Genomic DNA, 20,494 nt, shown 5'->3' on the forward strand with positions numbered 1-20,494 from the left:
GGACAACACGCCGTTCTTTCGTGTGCACGGGGCCGACGTGCCGGCATACCCCTTGGTCTGGACTTTATTCCGCATGTCCTTGAGAGGAATGCAGCCGTGAATGACGCAGGCCCGTCGAATTCCCCGGTCCCGGCCCGCGGGTTCGGAGCGACGGACGAGCAGCTGAGCGCCGAGCTCCGGAAGTGGACGGGGGCGACCCCGGCACCGCACCCCGTCGGCGAGCTGCTGGACCGGCACTGGGAGGCGGCCTTCGCCTACGCCCGGCTGTGCACCGACGGTCCGCGTTCCGCCGGCATGCTCACCACCGCCGCGTTCACCCGGCTGTTCGGGGAGACCCTGCGCCGCGACGGCCCGAGCTCCGCCTGGCGCCCGCACCTGCTCGTGACCGTGCGGCGCATCGCGGCCGAGTGGGCCGGCGACCACCGACGCGACCTGCTCCACCCCGGGCTGCGGGCCGAGGGCGGGGAGCGCCCGGCCGCCCGGCTGCTGCCCCCGCCGCACCGGCGTCTGCTGTCCGGGGCGTTCCCGCGGCTGCCCCAGTCCGCCCGCTGCCTGCTGTGGCACGTCGAGGTCGAGGCGGAACCGCCGTCCGCCCCCGCCGGACTGCTCGGCCTGGACGAGGAGGGAGCCCGCGTCGAACTGGAGCGGGCCCGCGACCGGCTGCGCGAGGAGTGCCTCCAGCTGCACCGCGAGCTCGCCCCCGACGAGGAGTGCCGGCGCTACCTCCGCCTGCTGGACGTGACGTACCGCCGGGGCGGTCGCGACGTCGACCCGGATCTACGCGCGCACATCGGCAGCTGCGGGCACTGCGGCGCCGCCGCCGACCAGCTCGGCCACTTCAACCACGGGCTCGGCACGGCGCTCGCGGAGGCGGTGCTCGGCTGGGGCGGACGGCAGTACGCGCAGGGCCGGCCGGGCGGGAGCACGCAGGCCGGTCCCGGCGCCGGGGTGCCCGGGGGCGTGGCCGACGGGGGCGTGGCCGACCCGGGCGGGGCGGCCGAGGGGGCGTCCGTCGTCCCGGCCCCCGAGGCGTTCGCGCCGCCGCGCGGGGCCACGCCCGGCCCGGCCGCCGGTCCGGACGCGGAGGCGTTCCCCGACCCGGTCGCCCTCGCCGGCGCGATCGGGGAGTCGTTCAGCGATCCCGTCGGACCCAGGGGCGGCACCGGGGCGCCGGCCGGCGTCGCGTCACCGGCCGGTGCGGCCCGCGCGGAGGACGAGGGCCCCACGGACCCCGGCCCCGCTCCCGGCAGCACGGCACCCGCCGGTGCCACCCCGGGCCCCCGCGCCGCGGGGTCGCGTGCCGCCGCCCGCAGGTCCGCCCACAAGGCGGCCCGCCGCCGGCACCTCACCGCGGGCGTCCTGACCGTCAGCGGCCTGGTCGTCCTGCCGCTGGTCCTGTGGTCGCTCGCGACCTCCGGGGACGGCGGCCCGGCCGGCTCCGGGCGGGGCGCCGAGGAGACACCCGGTCCCGACGCGGGCGAGCGGACCCGCGACCCGTCGATGGTCGGGACGGGCGAGGCCGCGAAGGGCGCCCTGCGCGGCCGGCTGCACAACGTCGGCTCCGGCCTGTGCGTCGGCCTCGACGGCGCGCGGGCCGTCCAGGGCGCGGAGGCGGTACTCGTCCCGTGTTCGGCGGGCTCCGTCCAGCAGTGGACGTACGAGACCGACGGCCTGCTGCGCAACGGCGCCGTCCCCGGCCTGTGCCTGGACTCGCGGCTCGGCTACTCGGTGCGGCTCGCCCCCTGCGCGGGCGCCTCCCGGAAGGACCCCAGGGACGTCCGCTACGACTTCACCCTCCAGGGCGCCCTGGTGCCCCGCTGGGACCAGGACCTGGCCCTGGCCCCGGCGGCGACGGACGGTTCGGGGTCCCTGGTCCTCAAGGCCCGCGCGGACCAGGACGTGCAGCGCTGGGTGATCGACACCGCCAAGGCCGACCTGCGCATGGCGGCCGTCACCTGGGACGCCGCCCTGCCGTCCGCCCGGCCCGGGCCCACCACGGCACCGCCTCCGGCCGCGCCCGCGACGACCGCGCCCGCGCCGGCCCCGGCCACCTCCGAGCCGGCCCCCGGCAGCCCGGCCCCGAGCGAACCGCCGTGCCACCGCTACGGCCACTACTGCGACGAGGACGGCCCGTACGGCCCGCCGGGTCACGACGGCTACCCCGGCTACGGATACGGCGGCGGGTACGGCTACGGCGGCTACGGCGGATACGGCGGCTATGAGGACGGTGTCGGCGGGCGGTGACGGCCGCCGCCGACCCCGGGCGAGCCGCCGCGTCCTCGGCGCCTCAGGTCCCGAGGACGGCCAGCGACAGCCACAGCGCCACCACGGCCGGTACCAGGGCGGCCGGCACCGCGAGCATCCCGAGCCGGGTGAACTCCCCGAGTCCGATCCGCTGCCCCTGCTGCTGCGCGATCCGCCGCCACAGGAGGGTCGCCAGCGACCCGGCGTAGGTCAGGTTGGGGCCGATGTTCACGCCGATCAGCACGGCCAGCACGGCACCGGGCCCGGCCCCCGCGGTCAGCGGCAGCAGCACCAGCACCGCGGGCAGGTTGTTGATCAGGTTCGCCAGCACGGCGGCCACGGCGGCCACCCCCAGCAGCGTGAGCAGGCCGGAGCCCCCGGGCAGCACCCGCTGGAGCGCGTCGGCCAGCCCGTGGTCCACGACCGCGCGCACGACGACGCCGAGCGCGAGCACGAACGCCAGGAAGGCCGGTGCCGCGGACCGCACCACCGCCAAGGGCGTGGCCCGCCGCCGCAGCAGGGCCCGGCCGGCCAGCACCAGCGCCCCGGCCAGGGCCGCCCAGGCCGGGGAGATGCCCACGGCTGAGGCCACCACGAACCCGGCGAGCGTGCAGCCGACCGTGACCAGCGCGAACAGCGGCAGCGGCTCGGGCGGTGAAGCGGTGGCGGGGGAGGGGAGCGGGGCGCTCAGCTCGTCGTCGAAGAACCGCCGGAACACCAGGTACTCGGCGGCGATCGCGACCAGCCAGGGCAGCGCCATCAGGGCCGCGAACCGTGTGAAGGTCAGCCCGCTCGCGGTGAACGCGAGCAGGTTGGTCAGGTTGGACACCGGCAGCAGCAGCGAGGCGGTGTTCGACAGGTGGGCGCAGGCGTACAGGTGCGGCCGGGCCCCGACGCCCATGCGGGTGGCGGTGGCGAGCACGACCGGAGTGAGCAGGACGACCGTGGCGTCCAGGCTGAGCACGGCCGTGATGACGGAGGCGAGGGCGAACACCGCCGTCAGCAGCCGCGTGGGGCGCCCCGCGGCCCAGCGGGCCATCCAGGCCCCGCAGGCGGTGAAGAGTCCCTCCACGTCGCAGAAGTGGGCGAGCACCAGCACGGCCGCGAGGAAGCCGACCACGGGGCCCAGCCGCTGGATCTCCTCCCAGGCGTGGCCGGGCGTGATGACTCCGGTGGCGATCGCCAGTCCGGCGGCCGGCACCGCCAGGACGGCTTCGGGCAACCCTCGGGGACGCGCGACGGCCCACAGGAGCACGGCGACCAGCAGCGTCACGGACAGGGCTTCGGCGAGCGGGGTGTGCAGGGGGTCCTCCGGGACGCGGGCAGAACGTGCCCGGACAGGGAACCAGGTGGAGGTAAGAATCCGCAAAGAACGCGCAGAACCGCGAGCGGGACCGGGACCGGGAGCGGGACCGGGAGCGGGACCGGGACGACTGGAAGGGGAACGGCCGGGAGCGGGTCAGGCGTCGTCGAGCAGCGCCAGCTCCGCCCAGATCGTCTTGCCCTCGGTGGTGTGCCTGCTGCCCCAGCGCTGGGTGAGCTGCGCGACCAGGAGCAGGCCCCGGCCGCCCTCGTCCCAGGTCTTGGCCCGCCGCAGGTGCGGTGCCGTGTGGTTGGTGTCGGAGACCTCGCAGATCAGCGTGGACGCGTCGTGGATGAGGCGGAGCCGGATGGGCGGGGCGCCGTAGCGGATGGCGTTGGTGACCAGTTCGCTCACCACCAGCTCGGCCGTGAACGTGGCCTCCAGCAGCCCCCAGCGTTCGAGCTGGTCGACGACCTGCTTGCGGATGGGGGCGACCAGCGCCGGGTCGGCGGGGATGTCCCAGGTCGCCACCTGAGAGGAGGGCAGGCCGCGGGTGCGGGCGAGGAGCAGGGCCACGTCGTCGGCGGAGCCGCCCGGCGGGAGCAGGGCGTGCAGCACGCGGTCACAGGTCTCGTCCAGGGAGTCGGCGGGCGCCGACAGGGCCTCGCGGAGCATCCGCCGGCTCCCGTCGACGTCCGGCTCGCGGCCGGCGAGCAGCCCGTCCGTGTGGAACGCCAGGACGCTGCCCTCGCGCAGGTCCACCTCGGCGCACTCGAACGGCAGCCCTCCGACCCCCAGCGGCGGCCCCGACGGCAGGTCGAGCGTCCGGGCCGGGCCGTCCGGCGGGACCAGCAGCGGCTGCGGGTGCCCGGCCCGGGCCAGGGTGCAGCGCCGGGACACCGGGTCGTACACGGCGTACAGGCAGGTCGCGCCCACCTCGCCGGTGCCCGGGTCGCCGCCGGACTCCTGGGAGAGCCGGACGACCAGGTCGTCGAGGTGGGTGAGCAGCTCGTCGGGGGCGAGGTCGATGTCGGCGAGCGTGCGGACGGCCGTGCGCAGCCGGCCCATGGTGGCCGAGGCCTGGATGCCGTGGCCGACGACGTCCCCGACGACCATGGCGACCCGCATCCCGGACAGCGGGATCACGTCGAACCAGTCGCCGCCCACGCCGGAGCGGGTGGCGGGCAGGTAGCGGGAGGCCGCCTCCACCGCCGCCGTGCGCGGCAGGGTGCGGGGCAGCAGGCTGCGCTGGAGGGTGAGGGTGGTCTCGCGCTCGCGGGAGTAGCGGCGGGCGTTGTCGATGCAGACGGCGGCGCGGGCCGTGACCTCCTCGGCCAGCAGCACGTCGTCGTCCGTGAAGGCCTCGGGGCGCCGGAAGCGGGTGAAGACGGCGACGCCGAGGGTGGTGCCGCGGGCCTGCAACGGCACGGACATCGTCGAGTGGATGCCGTACTCGCGTACCCGGCGGAAGCGGACCGGGTCCCAGGCGAGCCAGCGTTCCAGGTCGGAGGAGGACCCGGAGGCCACGACGGTGTGGCCCGCCACCAGGGAGGCGGCCTGCGGGGAGCTCTCCGGGTAGACGTCCACCTGGCCGGCCTTGGCGACGGCCTCCGGGCTGCCGGTGTTCACCGACCGGTGGGCGGCCCGGCGCAGGCTCACCGGCGGGACCGGCGGTGCGGCCGGCTCGCCACCCTGTGCGGGCGGGTCGAGCAGGTCGACGCTGACGAAGTCGGCGAGCGCCGGGACGCACACGTCCGCCAGCTCCTGGGCCGTGCGGGTGACGTCGAGGGTGGTGCCGATGCGCACGCTCGCCTCGTTGACCAGCTGCAGCCGCTCCCGCGAGCGGTACTGGTCGGAGAGGTCGTGGGCGGTCACGCACACGCCCCGCACCCGCCCCGTGCCGTCGGTGAGCGGGGCGATCCGGGCCAGCCAGGCGTGCGGTCCCCGGTCCTCGCCGGTGGCCTTCATGTACGTCTGCATGTCGAGCCGCCGGCCGGTTCTCAGCACCCGGCGCAGGTGCTCCTCCAGCTCGCGGTTCTGCGGCCGGCTGCCGATGTCGGTGGGCCGCAGTCCGCGCAGGCGGTCGCGGGGCAGCCCGACGAGGTCCGCCATGGCGTCGTTCACGCCGTGCAGCCGCAGCCGCTCGTCGAAGATCATCGTGGCGCAGGGCGACTGGGTCAGAGCGGCGCGCAGCAGCGGGTCTTCCGCGGCGTCCCGGTCCGGCACCTCGGGGGGCGCCACGGCGAGCCAGTCGGTGGTGTCCGGGCCGTCGGGCGGCCGGCGGTGGGCGAGGACCCACACGGAGACCGGGTGGCCGTCGCGGTGGCGCAGCGTGAGGGTGCCGCTCCAGCGGGCGTCGGCCGGCGCGGGCGGTGTGCCCGCCCCGTCCGCCAGCAGGTCCGCGGCCGGGCGGCCCACGACCTCGCCGGCCGTGTGCCCCAGCAGGCGGCGGGCGCCTTCGCTCCACTCGGTGAGCGTGCCGTCGGCGGCGATGACGGCACGGGCGGCCAGGCCATCGTCGAACGGCTCGTCCGGGCTCATCGGCGCCACTCCATACGGACACTCACAGTGAACGGAAAGGTCACTTGAGTTCCAGACTAGTCCGTGGACGCCCGGCATGGACGGGTAACCCCCGAGCGGCCCGGCCGCCCGCGGCCGCCGTCGCCCTCCGACGGGCGGGAGGGCCGGGGGAGAGGCTTCCGCCCGCACCCCTGACGACCCGATGTGACACCTCGACAGGAGGGCTACGCCGCCGGTCGGATGTGCGTGCTTCCCGGCCTTGCCGAGACGGAACCGCCACACCGATCGCGTGCAGACCGGCCCTGCTCGCCTCCGCGGTGCCCCCCCCGGCGGCCGGAGCGCTGCCGGGCGCCGCGCGGGCGCGGGACGCCGCGGAGAAGTGCGGCGGGCCCGGCCGCCGCACCGTCGCCCTGCGCGACGGTGCGGCGCTCTGCGGTGGTGAACCGGGTGGCCGAGCGGAATGCGAACCCGGAACTGATCACGTGTCCTCGGCATCGGGAACGCCTGCGTGCCGGTTGGCCTGGGCGACGGCAAGCTCAGCATCGGCAGCGGGGAAGTGCGGGCGGCGTCGCCCGAAGCCAGTCCTGTCCGGACCGTTGACGGCGCGTCACATCTGCCACAACCATGGCCTGCGTCCGCATCTGGGAGCGCTCCCATGCCGAGCGCCACCCGCACCTCCCAGAGGAGCCCAGGCGTGAAACGACGCAGAACCGCCCTGTTGTCCCTGACGGCCCTGCTGGCGACCGCGCTCACCGCGCTGCCCTCCGCACCGGCCGGAGCCGAGGAGGCCGAGCAGGTCAGGAACGGCACCTTCGACACGACCACCGAACCGTGGTGGACGACCAGCAACGTCACCGCCGGCGTGTCCGACGGCCGGCTCTGCGCCGACGTCCCCGGCGGCACCACCAACCGCTGGGACGCCGCCGTCGGGCAGAACGACATCACCCTCGTGAAGGGGGAGTCCTACCGCCTGTCCTTCCGGGCGACCGGCAGCCCCGCCGGGCACGTGGTGCGGGCGATCGTCGGCCTGTCCGTGGCGCCGTACGACACCTACCACGAGGTGACGCCGCAGCTCAGCGTGTCCGGCGACAGCTACGCGTACACCTTCACCTCGCCCGTCGACACCGCTCAGGGCCAGGTCGGATTCCAGCTCGGCGGCAGCGCGGACCCGTGGCGCTTCTGCATGGACGACGTGTCGCTGCTGGGCGGGGTGACGCCGGAGCCGTACGAGCCCGACACCGGCCCCCGGGTGCGCGTCAACCAGGTCGGCTACCTGCCCGCCGGGCCGAAGAACGCCACCCTCGTCACCGACGCCACGGCCGGGCTGCCCTGGCAGTTGCGGACCTCCGGCGGGACGGTCGTCGCCCGGGGCACCAGCGTGCCGCGCGGCGTCGACGCCTCCTCCGGGCAGAACGTGCACTCCATCGACTTCGGCGCCTACCGCAAGAAGGGCACGGGCCTCACCCTCGTCGCCGACGGCGAGACCAGCCGCCCCTTCGACATCGACGCGAGCGCCTACGAGCGGCTCCGCCTGGACTCGGCGAAGTACTACTACACCCAGCGCAGCGGCATCGCGATACGCGAGGACCTGCGGCCCGGCTACGGCCGCCCGGCCGGTCACGTCGGCGTGGCACCCAACCAGGGCGACACCGCCGTACCCTGCCAGCCGGGCGTGTGCGACTACACGCTCGACGTCAGCGGCGGCTGGTACGACGCCGGCGACCACGGCAAGTACGTCGTCAACGGCGGCATCTCCACCTGGGAGCTGCTCAGCACGTACGAACGCGCCCTGCACGCCCGCACCGGAGACGCGCGACCGCTCGGCGACGGCAGCCTCGCCATCCCCGAGAGCGGCAACAACGTGCCCGACCTCCTCGACGAGGCCCGCTGGGAGCTGGAGTTCCTGCTGCGGATGCAGGTGCCCGACGGCAAGCCGCTGGCGGGCATGGCCCACCACAAGATGCACGACGAACAGTGGACCGGCCTGCCGCTGATGCCGCATGACGACCCGCAGAAGCGCGAACTGCACCCGCCGTCCACGGCCGCGACCCTGAACCTGGCCGCCACGGCCGCGCAGGCGGCCCGGCTGTACCGGCCCCACGACAGGGCGTTCGCCGGCAAGGCGCTGGCCGCCGCCCGCAAGGCCTGGTCGGCGGCGCTCGCCCACCCCGACCGCTACGCCTCCGAGAGCGACGGCATCGGCGGCGGCGCCTACCCCGACAACGACGTGACCGACGACTTCTACTGGGCGGCGGCCGAGCTGTACCTCTCCACCGGGGAGCGGCAGTTCGAGGAGTACCTGCTGAAGTCCCCGGTCCACACAACCGACCTCTTCGGACCGCTCGGCTTCGACTGGGCCCGCACCGGCGCGGCCGGCCGGCTCGACCTCGCCACCGTGCCCAGCCGGCTGCCCGGCCGGGACAAGGTGCGCCAGTCCGTGGTCAAGGGCGCCGACCGCTACCTGGCCACCCTCAGGGCACACCCCTACGGCATGCCCTACGCCCCGGAGGGCGCCAAGTACGACTGGGGCTCCAGCCACCAGGTCCTGAACAACGCCGTCGTCCTCGCCACCGCGTACGACATCACCGGCGCCACGAAGTACCGCGACGGCGCGCTGCAGAGCATGGACTACATCCTGGGCCGCAACGCGCTCAACATCTCCTACGTCACCGGATACGGCGAGGTCAGCGCCCAGAACCAGCACAGCCGCTGGTACGCCCGCCAGCTCGACCCGGCGCTGCCCAACCCGCCGGAGGGCACCCTGTCGGGCGGGCCGAACTCGAGCATCCAGGACCCCTTCGCGCAGAGCAAGCTGCAGGGCTGCGTCGGCCAGTTCTGCTACATCGACGACATCCAGTCCTGGTCGACCAACGAGCACACGATCAACTGGAACGCCGCCCTGACCCGCATGGCCTCCTTCGTGGCGGACCAGGGATAGGACCGGAGCACCGCCCGCTGCCGGAGGCGTCCGTACGACAGGACGCCTCCGGTACCCGCGCGTAGCCTGGTGCCATGCACACGGTGCGGGTCGACGGCATCGAGGTCGCGTACGACCGGGCGGGCCAGGGCCCGCCCCTGGTGCTCGCGCACGCCGCGACGACCGACGCCCGACTGTTCGGTGCCCAAATGGAGGACCTGGCCGACGAGTTCACCGTCGTCGCCTGGGACGAGCCGGGTGCCGGCCGCTCCTCCGACGTGCCGCCCGGCTTCACCCTCGCCGACTACGCCCGCGCTCTGGCCGCCGTCGTCGACGACGTGGGCCTGGGCCCCGCCCACGTCCTCGGCCTGTCCTGGGGCGGGACGGTCGTGCTGGAGCTCTACCGGCGCCACCCCGGTCTCGTCCGGACGCTGCTCCTCGTCGACACCTACGCGGGCTGGAAGGGCTCCCTGCCGGCGGCGGAGGTCCGGGCCCGGGTCGAGGGCGCCGAGCGGATGCTCGCCGTGCCGCCCGGGGAGTTCGCACCGACCCTGCCCGGCCTGTTCGCCGGGAAGCCACCGGCCGAAGCGGTGCGTCTGCTGTCGGTGATGTCGGCCGACACCCGGCCCGGCAGCATCCGCACCGAGCTCGCCGTGATGGCGGAGACCGACCTCAGCGACCTGCTGCCCGGGATCACCGTGCCGACGCTGCTGCTGTGGGGCGAGCTCGACCGCCGCTCCCCGGTGGACCCGGTCGCCCGCGCGTTCCTCGCGGCGGTCCCCGAGGCCACGCTGGTCGTGCTGCCCGGCGTCGGGCACCTCAGCAGCATGGAGGCCCCCGAGCCGTTCAACCGGACCGTCCGGGAGTTCTGCCGCTCCCGCTCCTGACGACGGGTGGCCCGGGCCGCTCGTGCGCGGTCAGCGTGTGCAGCCGCGCCGGGCCGAGCGGCTCGTGGACCTCCACGTACTCGCCGTGCGGCAGCCGCCTGATCACCCCCGTCGGCCTGCCGTGCGCCACCAGTTCCCGGTCGCGCGCCTGCAGCCCCAGGCAGATCCGCCGGGTCACGACGAAGACCACCGCCGGCACCGCGAACATCCCGATCCGCACCGCCCACGTCACCGTGTTGATCGACAGGTGGAAACGGGTCGCCACGACGTCGTTGCCGCCGCCCGCCAGCAGGACCAGGTAGAGCGCGATCCAGGCCGCGCCGATCGCCGTGCGCACCGGGCGGTCGCGCGGCCGGTCCAGCAGATGGTGCTCGTGCCGGTCGCCGGTGAACCGGGCCTCCAGGAACGGATACACCCCGATGAACACCAGCAGCAGCGGGAACACCACGACGGGGATCAGCACGCCCGCCACCAGCGTGTGACCCCACAGCGTGATCTCCCAGCCGGGCATGATCCGCACCAGCCCCTCCGCGAAGCCCAGGTACCAGTCGGGCTGGGCGCCCGTGGACACCTGGTCGGCGCGGTAGGGGCCGTACGACCAGACCGGGTTGATCGTCGCCACCGCCGCGATCAGCGTGAGCACCCCGAACACCAGGAAGAAGAAGCCGCCCGCCTTCGCCAGGTACACCGGCATGAACGGCGCCCCCACGACGTTGCGTTCGGTGCGCCCGGGCCCCGCGAACTGGGTGTGCTTGTGGTACACGACCAGCAGCACGTGCGCCACGATCAGCGCCGCCATCACCCCGGGCACCAGCAGCACGTGCAGCGCGTAGAAGCGGGCCACGATGTCGTCCCCGGGGAACTCGCCGCCGAACAGGAACATCGCCAGGTACGTGCCCACGATCGGCACCGACAGCAGCGCGCCGTGCACGAACCGCAGGCCCGTGCCCGACAGCAGGTCGTCCGGGAGCGAGTAGCCGAACAGCCCCTCGAACAGGCCGAGGAGGAGCAGCAGCCAGCCGAACAGCCAGTTGACCTCCCGCGGTCTGCGGAACGAGCCCGTGAAGAAGTGCCGCATCATGTGCGTCAGCATCCCGGCGACGAAGACCAGCGCCGCCCAGTGGTGCAGCTGCCGGATCAGCAGCCCGCCGCGCACGTCGAAGCTGATGTCCAGGGTGGAGGCGTACGCCTGCGACATGCGCACTCCGTTGAGCGGCGGGTAACTCCCGTCGTAGACCACCTCGTTCATGGACGGGTGGAAGAACAGCGTCAGGTACACGCCCGTGAGGACCAGCACCACGAAGCTGTACAGGCAGATCTCGCCCAGCAGGAAGGACCAGTGGTCCGGGAAGACCTTGCGCAGGTACTTCCTGCCGAGCGTGTGGGTGCCGAGCCGGCCGTCGAACCAGTCGGCGACCCGCTCGCCCCGGCCCGCGCTCACGCCGCCTCCCTGGGCAGGTGGGCCAGCTTGTCCGGGTTGGCCACGACGTAGATGCCGCGCACCCGGTCGCCCTCCGGGGTGAGGTCCAGGACCAGCACCGCGAAGGGCGCGTCGCCGTCGAACAGCACGGCCGCGTCGTCGCCGTTGACGCGCCGGTAGCGCCACACGGGACGGTCCGGGCCGCCCCGGCCGGAGGTGAGCAGCCGGGTCACCTTGTCCCGGCCGTGCACCGGACGCAGGCCCGCCCGCCGGCGCTTGCCGCCGGCGTCCGTCCACGCGGTGACGTCCGGCGCGAGCACCTCCATCAGCTCGGCGATGTCCCCGCCCAGCGCCGCCCGCACGAACCGCTCCGTCGCCTCGCGCCGCACCCGCGGATGCGCCCGGTAGCGCGGCCGCCGCGCGTGCACGTGCTCGCGGGCCCGGTGCGCCAGCTGCCGCACGGCGGCGGGGGAGCGGTCGATGATCCCGGCGATCTCGGCGTGCGGGTAGCCGAACACCTCGCCCAGCACGAACACCGCCCGCTCCAGCGGTGTCAGCGACTCCAGGACCACCAGCATCGCCAGCGACACGGACTCGCTGCGCAGGGCCGGGTCCTCGGCGGTGCCGGCGTCCTCGTCGGCGACCAGCGGCTCGGGCAGCCACGGGCCGACGTACGTCTCCCGCCGCCGGCTGATCGCGGCGCGGCGGCGCAGCGCGTGGTTGACCGCCACCCGGACCAGGTAGGCGCGGGGGTTGCCGACGCCGGCCAGCGGGGCGCCCCCGCCGCGGGCGGTCCAGGACAGCCAGGTCTCCTGCAGGACGTCCTCGGTGTCGGCGACGCTGCCCAGCATGTTGTAGACGACGCCGAACAGCAGCTCGCGATGGTCGACGAACACCCCGGTCGCCTCGTCGAGCCGGGCGTCGGTGCCGGGTGCGGAGATCTCGGTCATACGTGGCCCTCCCGTGTACGCGCTCACCCCTGCGAGCCGGACGGGGCCCCGAGATGTGACATCACACCGGCGGATGTGACCCGGATCTCATGTCCCGCGCGGCCGCGACATGTCGGTGGTACCGGCATCCGTATGCTGTGACCTGCGGCTATTTACTGGCCAGTACCCCTGGCGGTACCGTGGAGGCATGCCAGCTCTCAACGTCGAGTTCAGCGACCGCGAACTTGAGGACCTGCGGCAGATCGCCAAGGAGCGCGGTACGTCCATGAAGGCGCTCGTGCGGGAGGCGGCCGCGGCGGACATAGCCCGGCACCGGGCGCTGCAGGAGGGCGCGGAGGCCTTCCGGCGGTTCTTCGCGACCCACGCCGACGAGTTCGCCGCCGCCTTCCCGGACGACGAACCGCCCGCCAAGGGCGAGGGGCGGGCCGCCTGACCGATGGCACCCGTCCTCCATATCGACGTGCCCTGGCTGCTCCAGCGCCATGAAGAGGTCCTGCCGGACCAGCCCACGATCAACGACTTCTCGGCGCTGGTCGCCGCCGTCGCCCGGCACCGTGTCGACCCGCCGCGCCTCGGGGTGGACTCCGACCCGGCCTGGCGGGCGGCCGCGCTGCTGCACACCCTGGCCGTGCTCCGGCCGCTGCCCTCGGCCAACGCCCGGTTCGCCTGCGCGACCGCCGTGGCCTACATGTTCGTCAGCGGCGTCGGCATCGACCCGCCGTACGGCGCCCTCGTCGATCTGGCCCGGGATCTGATGTCGGGCACCACCGACGTCTACGGCGCGGCCGACCGGCTGCGTGCCTGGCAGATCTGAGACGTGTCGAAAGCCGGTGCGACCTGCGGAGAAGCGTTCCCTTTCTGACTTTCTGTCAATGGCAGGGATGTGGTCCGTGCGCCTTGTTGGCCGTGTGGGGGTTGTGCAAGAGTGCAACGCACGTGCGGGGGGAATGACCAAGAGTCGCACGGCATTTGTTGACCGGGTCCGATTCGCCGTCGGCGAATTCGTACCCCCCGCGCCGCGCCCAAAAAGGTACGCACCAACCGGGCTCCTTTTTCGGCGGCAGGACTTCTGTGAGCCACCTGCGCGTGGGAAGGAACCATCTCAGTGCCCACCCCCCACCCCCCTCGTCCTCCATATCCCCCGCCCGGCGGGGATCCGGGGGAATCCGACGAAAGCCTCGCCGGCCGCTTGAGAGGCAGTCCGGAGGGCGAGGTAGCCGCCCATTCCGTCGCGCTGCTGATGGCGCGGCACTGGCAGCCGGTGCACGACTACGCGGTCATCTGCCTCGCCTCGTCGGCGCAGGTCGCCGCGATGGTCACCGGGACCGCCTTCCATCGGACCCTCAACCGCCTCGCCTTCGGCGAGTCGGCCGTCGCGCTGCGTCCGGCCCTTCTGGTGACCGTGCGCGACACCATCCGGGAGTGGTCCGGCGACGATCGAATATCGGCCGTTCTGCCCGCGCTGCAGAAACCGGCGGGAGGACGCGGGCTGCGCGCGGCCACGTCCATGACGCCCGAAAACCGTGCCCTCGCCGAGCGGGCGTTCCAGGCACTGCCCGCGGCCGCGCGCTGTCTGCTCTGGCACGCCGAGGTCGAGGCCGACGCCATGACCGTCCCGGCCGGTCTGCTGGGCATGGACACCGACATCGCGTCCGCCGTCCTGGACCAGGCGCGTGACGCATTCCGCGAAGGCTGCGTACGGGCCCACAGCGAACTCGCGCCGACCCAGGACTGCCGGTTCTACAACCGCCTGCTCGACGTCCCGATCCGCCGGGGCGGCACCCTTCTGCCGGACGTCCAGGACCACCTGGCCCAGTGCCGCCACTGCCGGGACGCGGCCGAGCAACTGGGTCACTTCGAGGGGCCGCTGGGCCCGCTGATCGCGGAGGCGGTGCTCGGCTGGGGCGCCCGCCGCTACCTCGACTCCCGTCCGGGCCGCGCCCCGCACGGCACGCGGGACGGCCGCGCCGGCCGGCGCGGCCGCGGGCGGCGCGCCGCCGGAGGCCACCGGCTGCTCGCCGGGATCCCCCTGCCGGTGCGCCGGCTCGCGGGCGCACGGGTCCCGCAGGCGCTCAGGTCCTCCCGGGCCGTGCTGTCGAGCGTCGGCGCCGTGTCGGCCGGGGTGCTGACGGCCGTGCTCATCCTCAGCGTGGCGTCGTACGACGGCGGGGAGGCCGACCCGGCCGGCTCCCACAGCGCCGCCGGGGGCGGCAGCGCCACCTCCGCGACGCCGCCCGGCACGGCCGGACTGCCCACGGCACCGGGTGTGGCGCGGCTGCGCAACGCCGGCGCCGACCTCTGCCTGGACATCCGGGACCTCCCCAAGGAGGGCTCGGGGACGAAGCTGGCACCGTGCTCGACGGTGTGGACCCAGCAGTGGACGTACGAGAAGGACGGTTCACTGCGCAGCGTCGCGGATCCCGGGCTGTGCCTGGACTCGCACAAGGACGCGGGCGTCGTGGTCCTCGGCACCTGCGCCGACGAGGATGCCGAGCGGGGCGACGACGTGCGCTACGACCTCACCGTCCGCGGGGAACTGCTGCCCCGCTGGGACGAGCAGCTCGCCCTGACCCCGGCCGGCGACGACCCGGACGCCGACATCGTCGTCAAGGTGCGCGACCGCTCCGACGCCCAGCGCTGGCAGGCGGAGCCCGTCGCGACGGCCTCCGGCTCCCTGTCGATCGAGGAGCAGGAGAGCCCGGCCGCCCGCCAGGTGACCGCCCCGGCCCGCCCGGCCGGCTGACCCGGGCCCCCGGGCCCCCGGGCTCTCGGCCCTCGGGCCCCCGGGCCGGGCGGGGCCGCGCGGCGCACCTGCCGCGCGGCCCCGTCAGGCCCGGTCCTCGACGAGGTCGCCGGGCCCGACCGTGAGCGGCGTGGCGTGGCCCGACAGCGCGAGGGTCAGGTCGAGTTCGGCCAGCAGGCAGCGGACGACGTGCTCGACGCCCGCCTGCCCGTCGAGACCGAGACCGTAGACGTACGGACGGCCCAGCAGGACCGCGCGGGCGCCGAGGGCGAGAGCCTTGAAGACGTCGTCGCCGGTACGGACCCCGCTGTCGAAGAGGACGGTGAGCCGGTCGCCGACCGCCTCCGCCACGCGGGGCAGCGCGTCCGCCGCCGCCACGGAGCCGGCCACCTGCCGTCCGCCGTGGTTGGAGACGACCACGCCGTCCATGCCCGCGTCCGCGGCCAGCCGCGCGTCGTCGGGGTGCAGGACGCCCTTGAGGACGATCGGCCCGTCCCAGTTCTCCCGCAGGAACGCCAGGTCCGGCCAGGTCTTGGCCGGGTCCGAGAACAGGCCGACGAAACGCATCACGGCGGCGTTCGGATCCTCGTGCACCGGCTTGGCCAGGCCCGCCTGGAAGGCCGGGTCGGAGAAGTAGTTGGCCGTGCCGACCCCGTGCAGGAACGGCAGATAGGCCTGGTCCAGGTCGCGGGGCCGCCAGGACAGCAGCGGCGTGTCCAGGGTGACGACCAGCACGCTGAACCCGGCCGCCTTCGCCCGGCCCAGGAAACTGCGGGCCACCTCCGGATCCTTCGGCCAGTACAGCTGGAACCACCGCTCGGCGTCGCCCATCGCCTCGGCCACCTGCTCCATGGGCGTGCTGGACGCCGAGGACAGGATGTACGGCACGCCCTGGGCGGCGGCGGCCCGGGCCGCGGCGGGCTCGGCGTCCGGGTGCATGATCGACAGCACGCCGACCGGGGCGAGCGCCAGCGGGGCCGGCAGGGCGCGGCCCAGCACCTCGACCGACAGATCCCGCTCGTGCACGTCCCGCAACATGCGCGGCACGATCCGGCGCCGCTCCAGGGCCGCCCGGTTGGCCCGGGCGGTGCTGCCGTCGCCCGCGCTGCCCGCGACGTAGCCGACGGGGCCGGGCCCGAGGCGCTGCTCGGTCAGCTCCTCCAGCCGGGTCAGATCGGTGGGCAGCCGCGGTACGGCACCCGTCATCCCGTTCAGATAGATCTCGTACTGGAAGTCCGCCCAGTGCTTGCCCACCGTACGTCCCCGCCTCTCGTCGTCTCCTCGTCGAGACCGTGCCGTACCGGCGACGATACCGAGCGGTACGGACGGTCCCCGATCAGGGGCGGGCCACCGCCGCGTGCAGGACGCGGGCCAGGTCGCGCGGCTGCGAGAACATCGGCCAGTGGCCGGTGTCCAGCTCCACGAGCTCCCAGCTGCCGCCGCGCAGCAGGGCCGTGGCCGCGGGCATCGGCTCCTCCCCGTCGAGCAGGCACTTCACATACGTCGCGGGCAGGTCGCCGAGGGCGCCGGAGAGCACGGCCGGCTCGGTGAGCGTGATCCCCGGGTGCGGCGTGGCGCCGCCGGTGAACCGGGCGATCTGCCCGTCCGTCAGCCCCTGGCCCGCGCACTCCTCGGGGCGAGGCGGCGGCCAGAAGCCGCCGTGGTCCTCGATCGCCTGCCGCACGTGCCCGCTGGGCCAGCCGGACAGGAACGACTCCCCGTGCACGGGCACGTTCGCGTCGACGAACACCACGCGCCGCAGCCGCTCGCCGATCAGCTCGGCGGCCTGCCCCACCGGGATGCCCGCGTAGCTGTGCCCCACCAGGACGACGTCGCGCAGATCGAGGCGCTCCACCTCGTCGACGACGTCCCGCACGTGGGCCCGCGGCCCGGAGGGCTGCCCGTCCCGCTTCTCGGCGAGGCCCGTCAGGGTCAGCGGACGGACGACGTGCCCGGCGTCGCGCAGCCGGGCGGCCACCTCGTCCCACGCCCACGCCCCGAGCCAGGCCCCCGCCACCAGTACGACATCACTCATGCCCGGACCGTAGCGGAGAGGTCCGACGACGCCCCTCGGCGCCGGGGCCGGTGATGGGCGGCACCGGGGTGTCCACGGTCCGGGCCAGCCGCGCGCCCTCGGGCCCGTACACCGCCCGTGGCTCGGGGAACAGCCGCAGCAGCGTGTGCGGCGGCGCGCGGAAGCCGTCCTCGTGGGATCTGCCGGCCGCAGACGAGCGGAGAAGTCCGGCACCAGGTGATGGTTCGTCCATTCCGGGTGCCGCCGGTGGACGACTCCTCCAGGATGCGGTTTCTCCCCACGGGCGCGGCCGCTGCGGCCGGAAGTGGCGATTGCGCGGCGGGACCATGAACGCAAGCGGTTGCAAAGTGGTCACCCAAGAGCGGAATCGGAATGTTTCAGGCCTATTAACGAACGCAGGGGAATCGGCCATCTGGCCGCTTCATGACGGCGGGGCCCGTGCGGTTACGGGCTTCCCATGCTTCCGTTCCGTAACTTCACGCCACTGATTCAATACGCAAGGTTACTGAAACCCGTGGGGTCGATGTGTGTTTCCGCCGCGGACTCGGCAGACTCGCGCTCGCCGACCCGGCACCGACCGAGCTCGGGCCGGCACACCCCGTAATCGAGCGGAAGGATGCACACAATGCGGACCACCGCGCGCTGGGCCATGACTGTCGGACTGACGGCCACCGCCGTCTGCGGACCCCTCACGGGGGCCGCGCTCGCCGACCCGGGTCAGGCCCCCACCGCGCTCTACGCCCCGTCGGCCCTCGTCCTCACGGTGGGTCACGGCGAGAGCGCGATCTCCGCGACTCCGGAACGCGCGGTCACCCTGACCTGTGCCCCGCGGCCCTCGGGCACCCACCCGGCCGCCGGAGAGGCCTGCGCGGAGCTGCGCGGCGTCAGCGGCGACCTCGACGCCCTGACCGCCACCGAGGGCGTGATGTGCACCAAGCAGTACGACCCGGTGGTCGTCACCGTGGACGGCGTCTGGCAGGGCCAGCGCGTCTCCTACGAGCGCACCTTCTCCAACGAGTGCATGAAGAACGCCTACGGAACGGGCGTCTTCTCCTTCTAGGGCGCACTCCCATGAACCGGGATCGCGCCGTTCCCGTGAGGCACAGCGGACCGTGGCTGGGGAGCCGGGCCGCTGTCACGGGAGAGGGCGATCTCGTACAAGGGGGCCGGCGGGCGGAGTGGGGCCGCCCGCCGGCCCCCGGGTCCTGCATGGCCCGGGGCTCAGCCCCGGTCGCGATGGCTCGTGTCGCACCACGGGTAACGACGGCTGCGGCGGCAGGTGCACAGGGCCACCCGGAAGCGGTCGGAGGAGACGACGGAGCCGTCCTCCAGCTCCACCTCCACCGGGCCCTCCATCAGCAGCGGGCCCTTGCGCTGGACGGAGACGCGGCGCGGCGCGCCGGACCGGTCAGACGGGGAGTTCGGCACGGACCACCACCAGCTCTTCCTTGTCCTCGTCCGCGGAGAGCAGCCCCCGCTCCCGCAGCCAGTGCTCCCGGCCGCGCAGCACGGGGCCGAACGCGATCCGCTGCCGGTGCGTCACCGCGGCCTTCAGACCGGCCCCGCGCAGGTGCTCCACGGTGAGGTCCGGACCGCTGAGCGCCGACTGCACCAGCAGCAGCACACCGCCCGGGCGCAGCATCCCGGGTGCCTCCCGGCAGATCCGGTCGACCACCAGCCGCCCGTCGCCGCCCGCGTCCCACGCCCGGGCCGCGCCGCGCGGCTCGCGGTGGCCGTGCGGCGCCGGCACGTACGGCGGATTGGCCAGGATCAGGTCGAACGTCTGCCCGCGCACCGGCCCGAAGAGGTTCCCGTGCCGGATGCGGACCCGCAGGCCCGCCAGCTTGGCGTTGAGCCGGGCCGCCAGGACGGCGCCCCAGGACACGTCGACGGCGGTGACCCGCAGACCGCGACGGGCGGCCTCCAGGGCCAGGGCGCCGGACCCGGTGCCCACGTCGAGTACCTCCGCGCCCGGCGGGAGCGGTTCGTCGGACAGGGCACCGGCCAGCAGCTCGGTGTCTTCCTGTGGGGCGTACACGCCCGGGAGTACCAGTGGATTCACGGGCGCCGAGTACCCCGCTGTTCAGGAGATATGGGTCGCTTCACGGGCAAGCGGTTCACGCAGTGACGAACGTGACGCGCGCCAGTCGGTGAGCAGCCGGGTGCCGAAGCGCTCCTCGACGAACTCGGTGGCGTCGATGCCGAAGGCGACGTCCGGGGCGAGATGCGGCTCCTGCTCCAGCAGCCCGCCGATGACCTCGTGGCGCACGACCTGCTCGTGGACCGCGTCGGCCTCGACGTGCTCGTCGTAGAAGTGCTCGGCCGCGGGCCCGGCGCCGGTGCGGCGCATCGCCTCGGCCAGCCGCCGCGAGCCCGGTGACGAGGTGATCTCGACCGTCGCGAAATGGCCGACCAGGGCGCCCCTGAGGGACCGGTGCAGGCCGAACAGGGACATCATGTTCACCGTGACCAGCGCCTCGGCGGACGCCGCGTCGAGATAGCGGCCGTAGGTGGTGTCCAGGCCCAGGTCCGTCATGAGGTCGGCGAACAGGCGGGCGTGCACGCGGTCGGCGCGGCCTCCGCCCCACTCGTCGAACTCCACCGCCGCCATCCCCGCCTTCGCCCGGCCCCACAGCCGCGGCAGCACCCAGGCGTGCGGGTCCGCCTCCTTGAGGTGGTACAGCGAGCGCTGCGCCGCGTACTCGCGCAGCTGCCACAGCTCGCCCTCGTCGCGCAGGAAGTACGAGACGCCCGTGCCTTCCACGGGCTCGACCAGCAGGGCCGCCAGGGCCTCGTCCACGCTGTCGTGCACATGGGCGTCGGTGCGCAGGGCGGACAGGAAGCGGTGCTCCATCGCGGCGCGCACGCGCAGCAGGTCCGGGTCCCACTCGCGCTGCGGGGGCACCCCGGCGAAACCGCGGTAGTGCAGCTCGTAGCAGAGGTAGAGGGCGAGCTGGAGGTCCTCGCCGTAGACGGCGGCCCGGGCGACGTCCTCCATGCGGGGCAGCCGGCCCGCGCCCCGCAGATACGCATCGACGCCCCGGCTCAGCGGGCCGCGCGGCGTCGGCAGTCCTGGTTCTTCGTGCTCCATGCGCGCCGGGTACCCGGACCGGGAGGAAGGTCACCGCCGCCGGAGGAACTCCTGGTCGTGGGCCGGTGGGCGACGGGCCGGGGCGGTGCGCGCACGGGCGCGGGCCCGGGCCGCCGGCGGTCGCTCGGCGCGCCGCCGTGCCCGGGCCCGCGCCCGTGCCTTGCGCGTTCAGTCCCCTTCGGCCTGCTCCTGCGCGCCGGTGTTGGGCGTGGTGGCGTCACCGGCCTCGCCGCGGTGCCGCCGCTGCTCGGCGGAGTCCTGCGTGCGCGTCTCGGCGTCCTCGATCTCGCGCAGCGCCTCCTCCAGAGCCGTCTCGGGCTGCTCGGCGGAGTGGTTGCGGTCCTGGTCGTGGGCCACGGGGGTCTCCTTTCCTCGGTGCGGTGG

At 74.4% G+C, this 20,494-nt stretch carries 17 protein-coding genes; 7 read left to right on the forward strand and 10 right to left on the reverse strand.

Annotated features, from left to right (window positions below):
- Window positions 1-96: 96 nt before the first annotated feature.
- Window positions 97-2,244, forward strand: a complete 2,148-nt coding sequence (locus tag ACPXCS_RS03120) for a ricin-type beta-trefoil lectin domain protein (protein WP_425946367.1) — start codon at window positions 97-99, stop codon at window positions 2,242-2,244.
- A 43-nt stretch (window positions 2,245-2,287) separates the two neighbouring features.
- Here the strand turns inward: ACPXCS_RS03120 and ACPXCS_RS03125 are convergent, their stop codons facing one another.
- Complete coding sequence (locus tag ACPXCS_RS03125) at window positions 2,288-3,547, reverse strand: SLC13 family permease (RefSeq protein ID WP_425946424.1); 1,260 nt, start codon at window positions 3,545-3,547, stop codon at window positions 2,288-2,290.
- A 156-nt stretch (window positions 3,548-3,703) separates the two neighbouring features.
- On the reverse strand, window positions 3,704-6,088 hold the full coding sequence (locus ACPXCS_RS03130; RefSeq protein ID WP_425946368.1) for a SpoIIE family protein phosphatase: 2,385 nt from the start codon (window positions 6,086-6,088) through the stop codon (window positions 3,704-3,706).
- 673 nt (window positions 6,089-6,761) lie between these two features.
- Here ACPXCS_RS03130 and ACPXCS_RS03135 point away from each other — a divergent pair.
- Both ACPXCS_RS03135 and ACPXCS_RS03140 read left to right on the forward strand, forming a co-directional pair.
- Complete coding sequence (locus tag ACPXCS_RS03135) at window positions 6,762-9,005, forward strand: glycoside hydrolase family 9 protein (RefSeq protein WP_425946369.1); 2,244 nt, start codon at window positions 6,762-6,764, stop codon at window positions 9,003-9,005.
- A gap of 74 nt (window positions 9,006-9,079) precedes the next feature.
- Window positions 9,080-9,871, forward strand: a complete 792-nt coding sequence (locus tag ACPXCS_RS03140; protein ID WP_425946370.1) for an alpha/beta fold hydrolase — start codon at window positions 9,080-9,082, stop codon at window positions 9,869-9,871.
- On the opposite strand, the gene ACPXCS_RS03145 is transcribed toward ACPXCS_RS03140, so the two are convergent.
- Window positions 9,831-11,312, reverse strand: a complete 1,482-nt coding sequence (locus ACPXCS_RS03145; protein WP_425946371.1) for a cytochrome b — start codon at window positions 11,310-11,312, stop codon at window positions 9,831-9,833. The genes ACPXCS_RS03140 and ACPXCS_RS03145 overlap by 41 nt on opposite strands.
- Window positions 11,309-12,241 (reverse strand): sigma-70 family RNA polymerase sigma factor, encoded by a 933-nt coding sequence (locus ACPXCS_RS03150; RefSeq protein ID WP_425946372.1) that lies wholly within the window; start codon window positions 12,239-12,241, stop codon window positions 11,309-11,311. Before ACPXCS_RS03150 ends, ACPXCS_RS03145 begins: the two co-directional genes overlap by 4 nt.
- Before the next feature lie 187 nt (window positions 12,242-12,428).
- Here ACPXCS_RS03150 and ACPXCS_RS03155 point away from each other — a divergent pair, with 187 nt between their 5' ends.
- The 3 genes from ACPXCS_RS03155 to ACPXCS_RS03165 all read left to right on the forward strand — a co-directional run bounded on the left by ACPXCS_RS03155 (window position 12,429) and on the right by ACPXCS_RS03165 (window position 14,984).
- Window positions 12,429-12,674 carry a hypothetical protein gene (locus ACPXCS_RS03155; RefSeq protein ID WP_030845137.1) on the forward strand — a complete coding sequence of 82 codons (246 nt, stop codon included), beginning with the start codon at window positions 12,429-12,431 and terminating at the stop codon, window positions 12,672-12,674.
- A 3-nt stretch (window positions 12,675-12,677) separates the two neighbouring features.
- Window positions 12,678-13,055 (forward strand): toxin Doc, encoded by a 378-nt coding sequence (locus ACPXCS_RS03160; RefSeq protein WP_094056766.1) that lies wholly within the window; start codon window positions 12,678-12,680, stop codon window positions 13,053-13,055.
- Between the two features lie 291 nt (window positions 13,056-13,346).
- Window positions 13,347-14,984 carry an RICIN domain-containing protein gene (locus ACPXCS_RS03165; RefSeq protein WP_425946373.1) on the forward strand — a complete coding sequence of 546 codons (1,638 nt, stop codon included), beginning with the start codon at window positions 13,347-13,349 and terminating at the stop codon, window positions 14,982-14,984.
- An 84-nt stretch (window positions 14,985-15,068) separates the two neighbouring features.
- Here ACPXCS_RS03165 and ACPXCS_RS03170 read toward each other — a convergent pair whose 3' ends face one another.
- Both ACPXCS_RS03170 and ACPXCS_RS03175 read right to left on the reverse strand, forming a co-directional pair.
- Window positions 15,069-16,238, reverse strand: a complete 1,170-nt coding sequence (locus ACPXCS_RS03170) for a lactate 2-monooxygenase (protein ID WP_425946374.1) — start codon at window positions 16,236-16,238, stop codon at window positions 15,069-15,071.
- A gap of 82 nt (window positions 16,239-16,320) precedes the next feature.
- Window positions 16,321-17,019 (reverse strand): alpha/beta fold hydrolase, encoded by a 699-nt coding sequence (locus ACPXCS_RS03175; protein ID WP_425946375.1) that lies wholly within the window; start codon window positions 17,017-17,019, stop codon window positions 16,321-16,323.
- A 625-nt stretch (window positions 17,020-17,644) separates the two neighbouring features.
- Here ACPXCS_RS03175 and ACPXCS_RS03180 point away from each other — a divergent pair.
- On the forward strand, window positions 17,645-18,079 hold the full coding sequence (locus ACPXCS_RS03180) for a protease inhibitor (protein WP_425946376.1): 435 nt from the start codon (window positions 17,645-17,647) through the stop codon (window positions 18,077-18,079).
- A 161-nt stretch (window positions 18,080-18,240) separates the two neighbouring features.
- Here ACPXCS_RS03180 and ACPXCS_RS03185 read toward each other — a convergent pair whose 3' ends face one another.
- The 4 genes from ACPXCS_RS03185 to ACPXCS_RS03200 form a co-directional block, all read right to left on the reverse strand.
- Window positions 18,241-18,447, reverse strand: a complete 207-nt coding sequence (locus ACPXCS_RS03185) for a CDGSH iron-sulfur domain-containing protein (RefSeq protein WP_425946377.1) — start codon at window positions 18,445-18,447, stop codon at window positions 18,241-18,243.
- The gene (locus ACPXCS_RS03190) at window positions 18,428-19,081 is read right to left on the reverse strand and encodes a HemK2/MTQ2 family protein methyltransferase (RefSeq protein WP_425946378.1); all 654 of its coding nucleotides are present in this window, start codon (window positions 19,079-19,081) and stop codon (window positions 18,428-18,430) included. Before ACPXCS_RS03190 ends, ACPXCS_RS03185 begins: the two co-directional genes overlap by 20 nt.
- Before the next feature lie 21 nt (window positions 19,082-19,102).
- Window positions 19,103-20,110: an iron-containing redox enzyme family protein gene (locus ACPXCS_RS03195; RefSeq protein ID WP_425946379.1), complete on the reverse strand. Its 1,008-nt coding sequence runs from the start codon at window positions 20,108-20,110 to the stop codon at window positions 19,103-19,105.
- Between the two features lie 168 nt (window positions 20,111-20,278).
- Window positions 20,279-20,467, reverse strand: coding sequence for a hypothetical protein (locus tag ACPXCS_RS03200; protein WP_425946380.1), 189 nt, complete (start codon window positions 20,465-20,467; stop codon window positions 20,279-20,281).
- Window positions 20,468-20,494: the final 27 nt, after the last annotated feature.

This window comes from Streptomyces sp. DT190 (assembly GCF_049846985.1).
GTDB lineage: Bacteria > Actinomycetota > Actinomycetes > Streptomycetales > Streptomycetaceae > Streptomyces.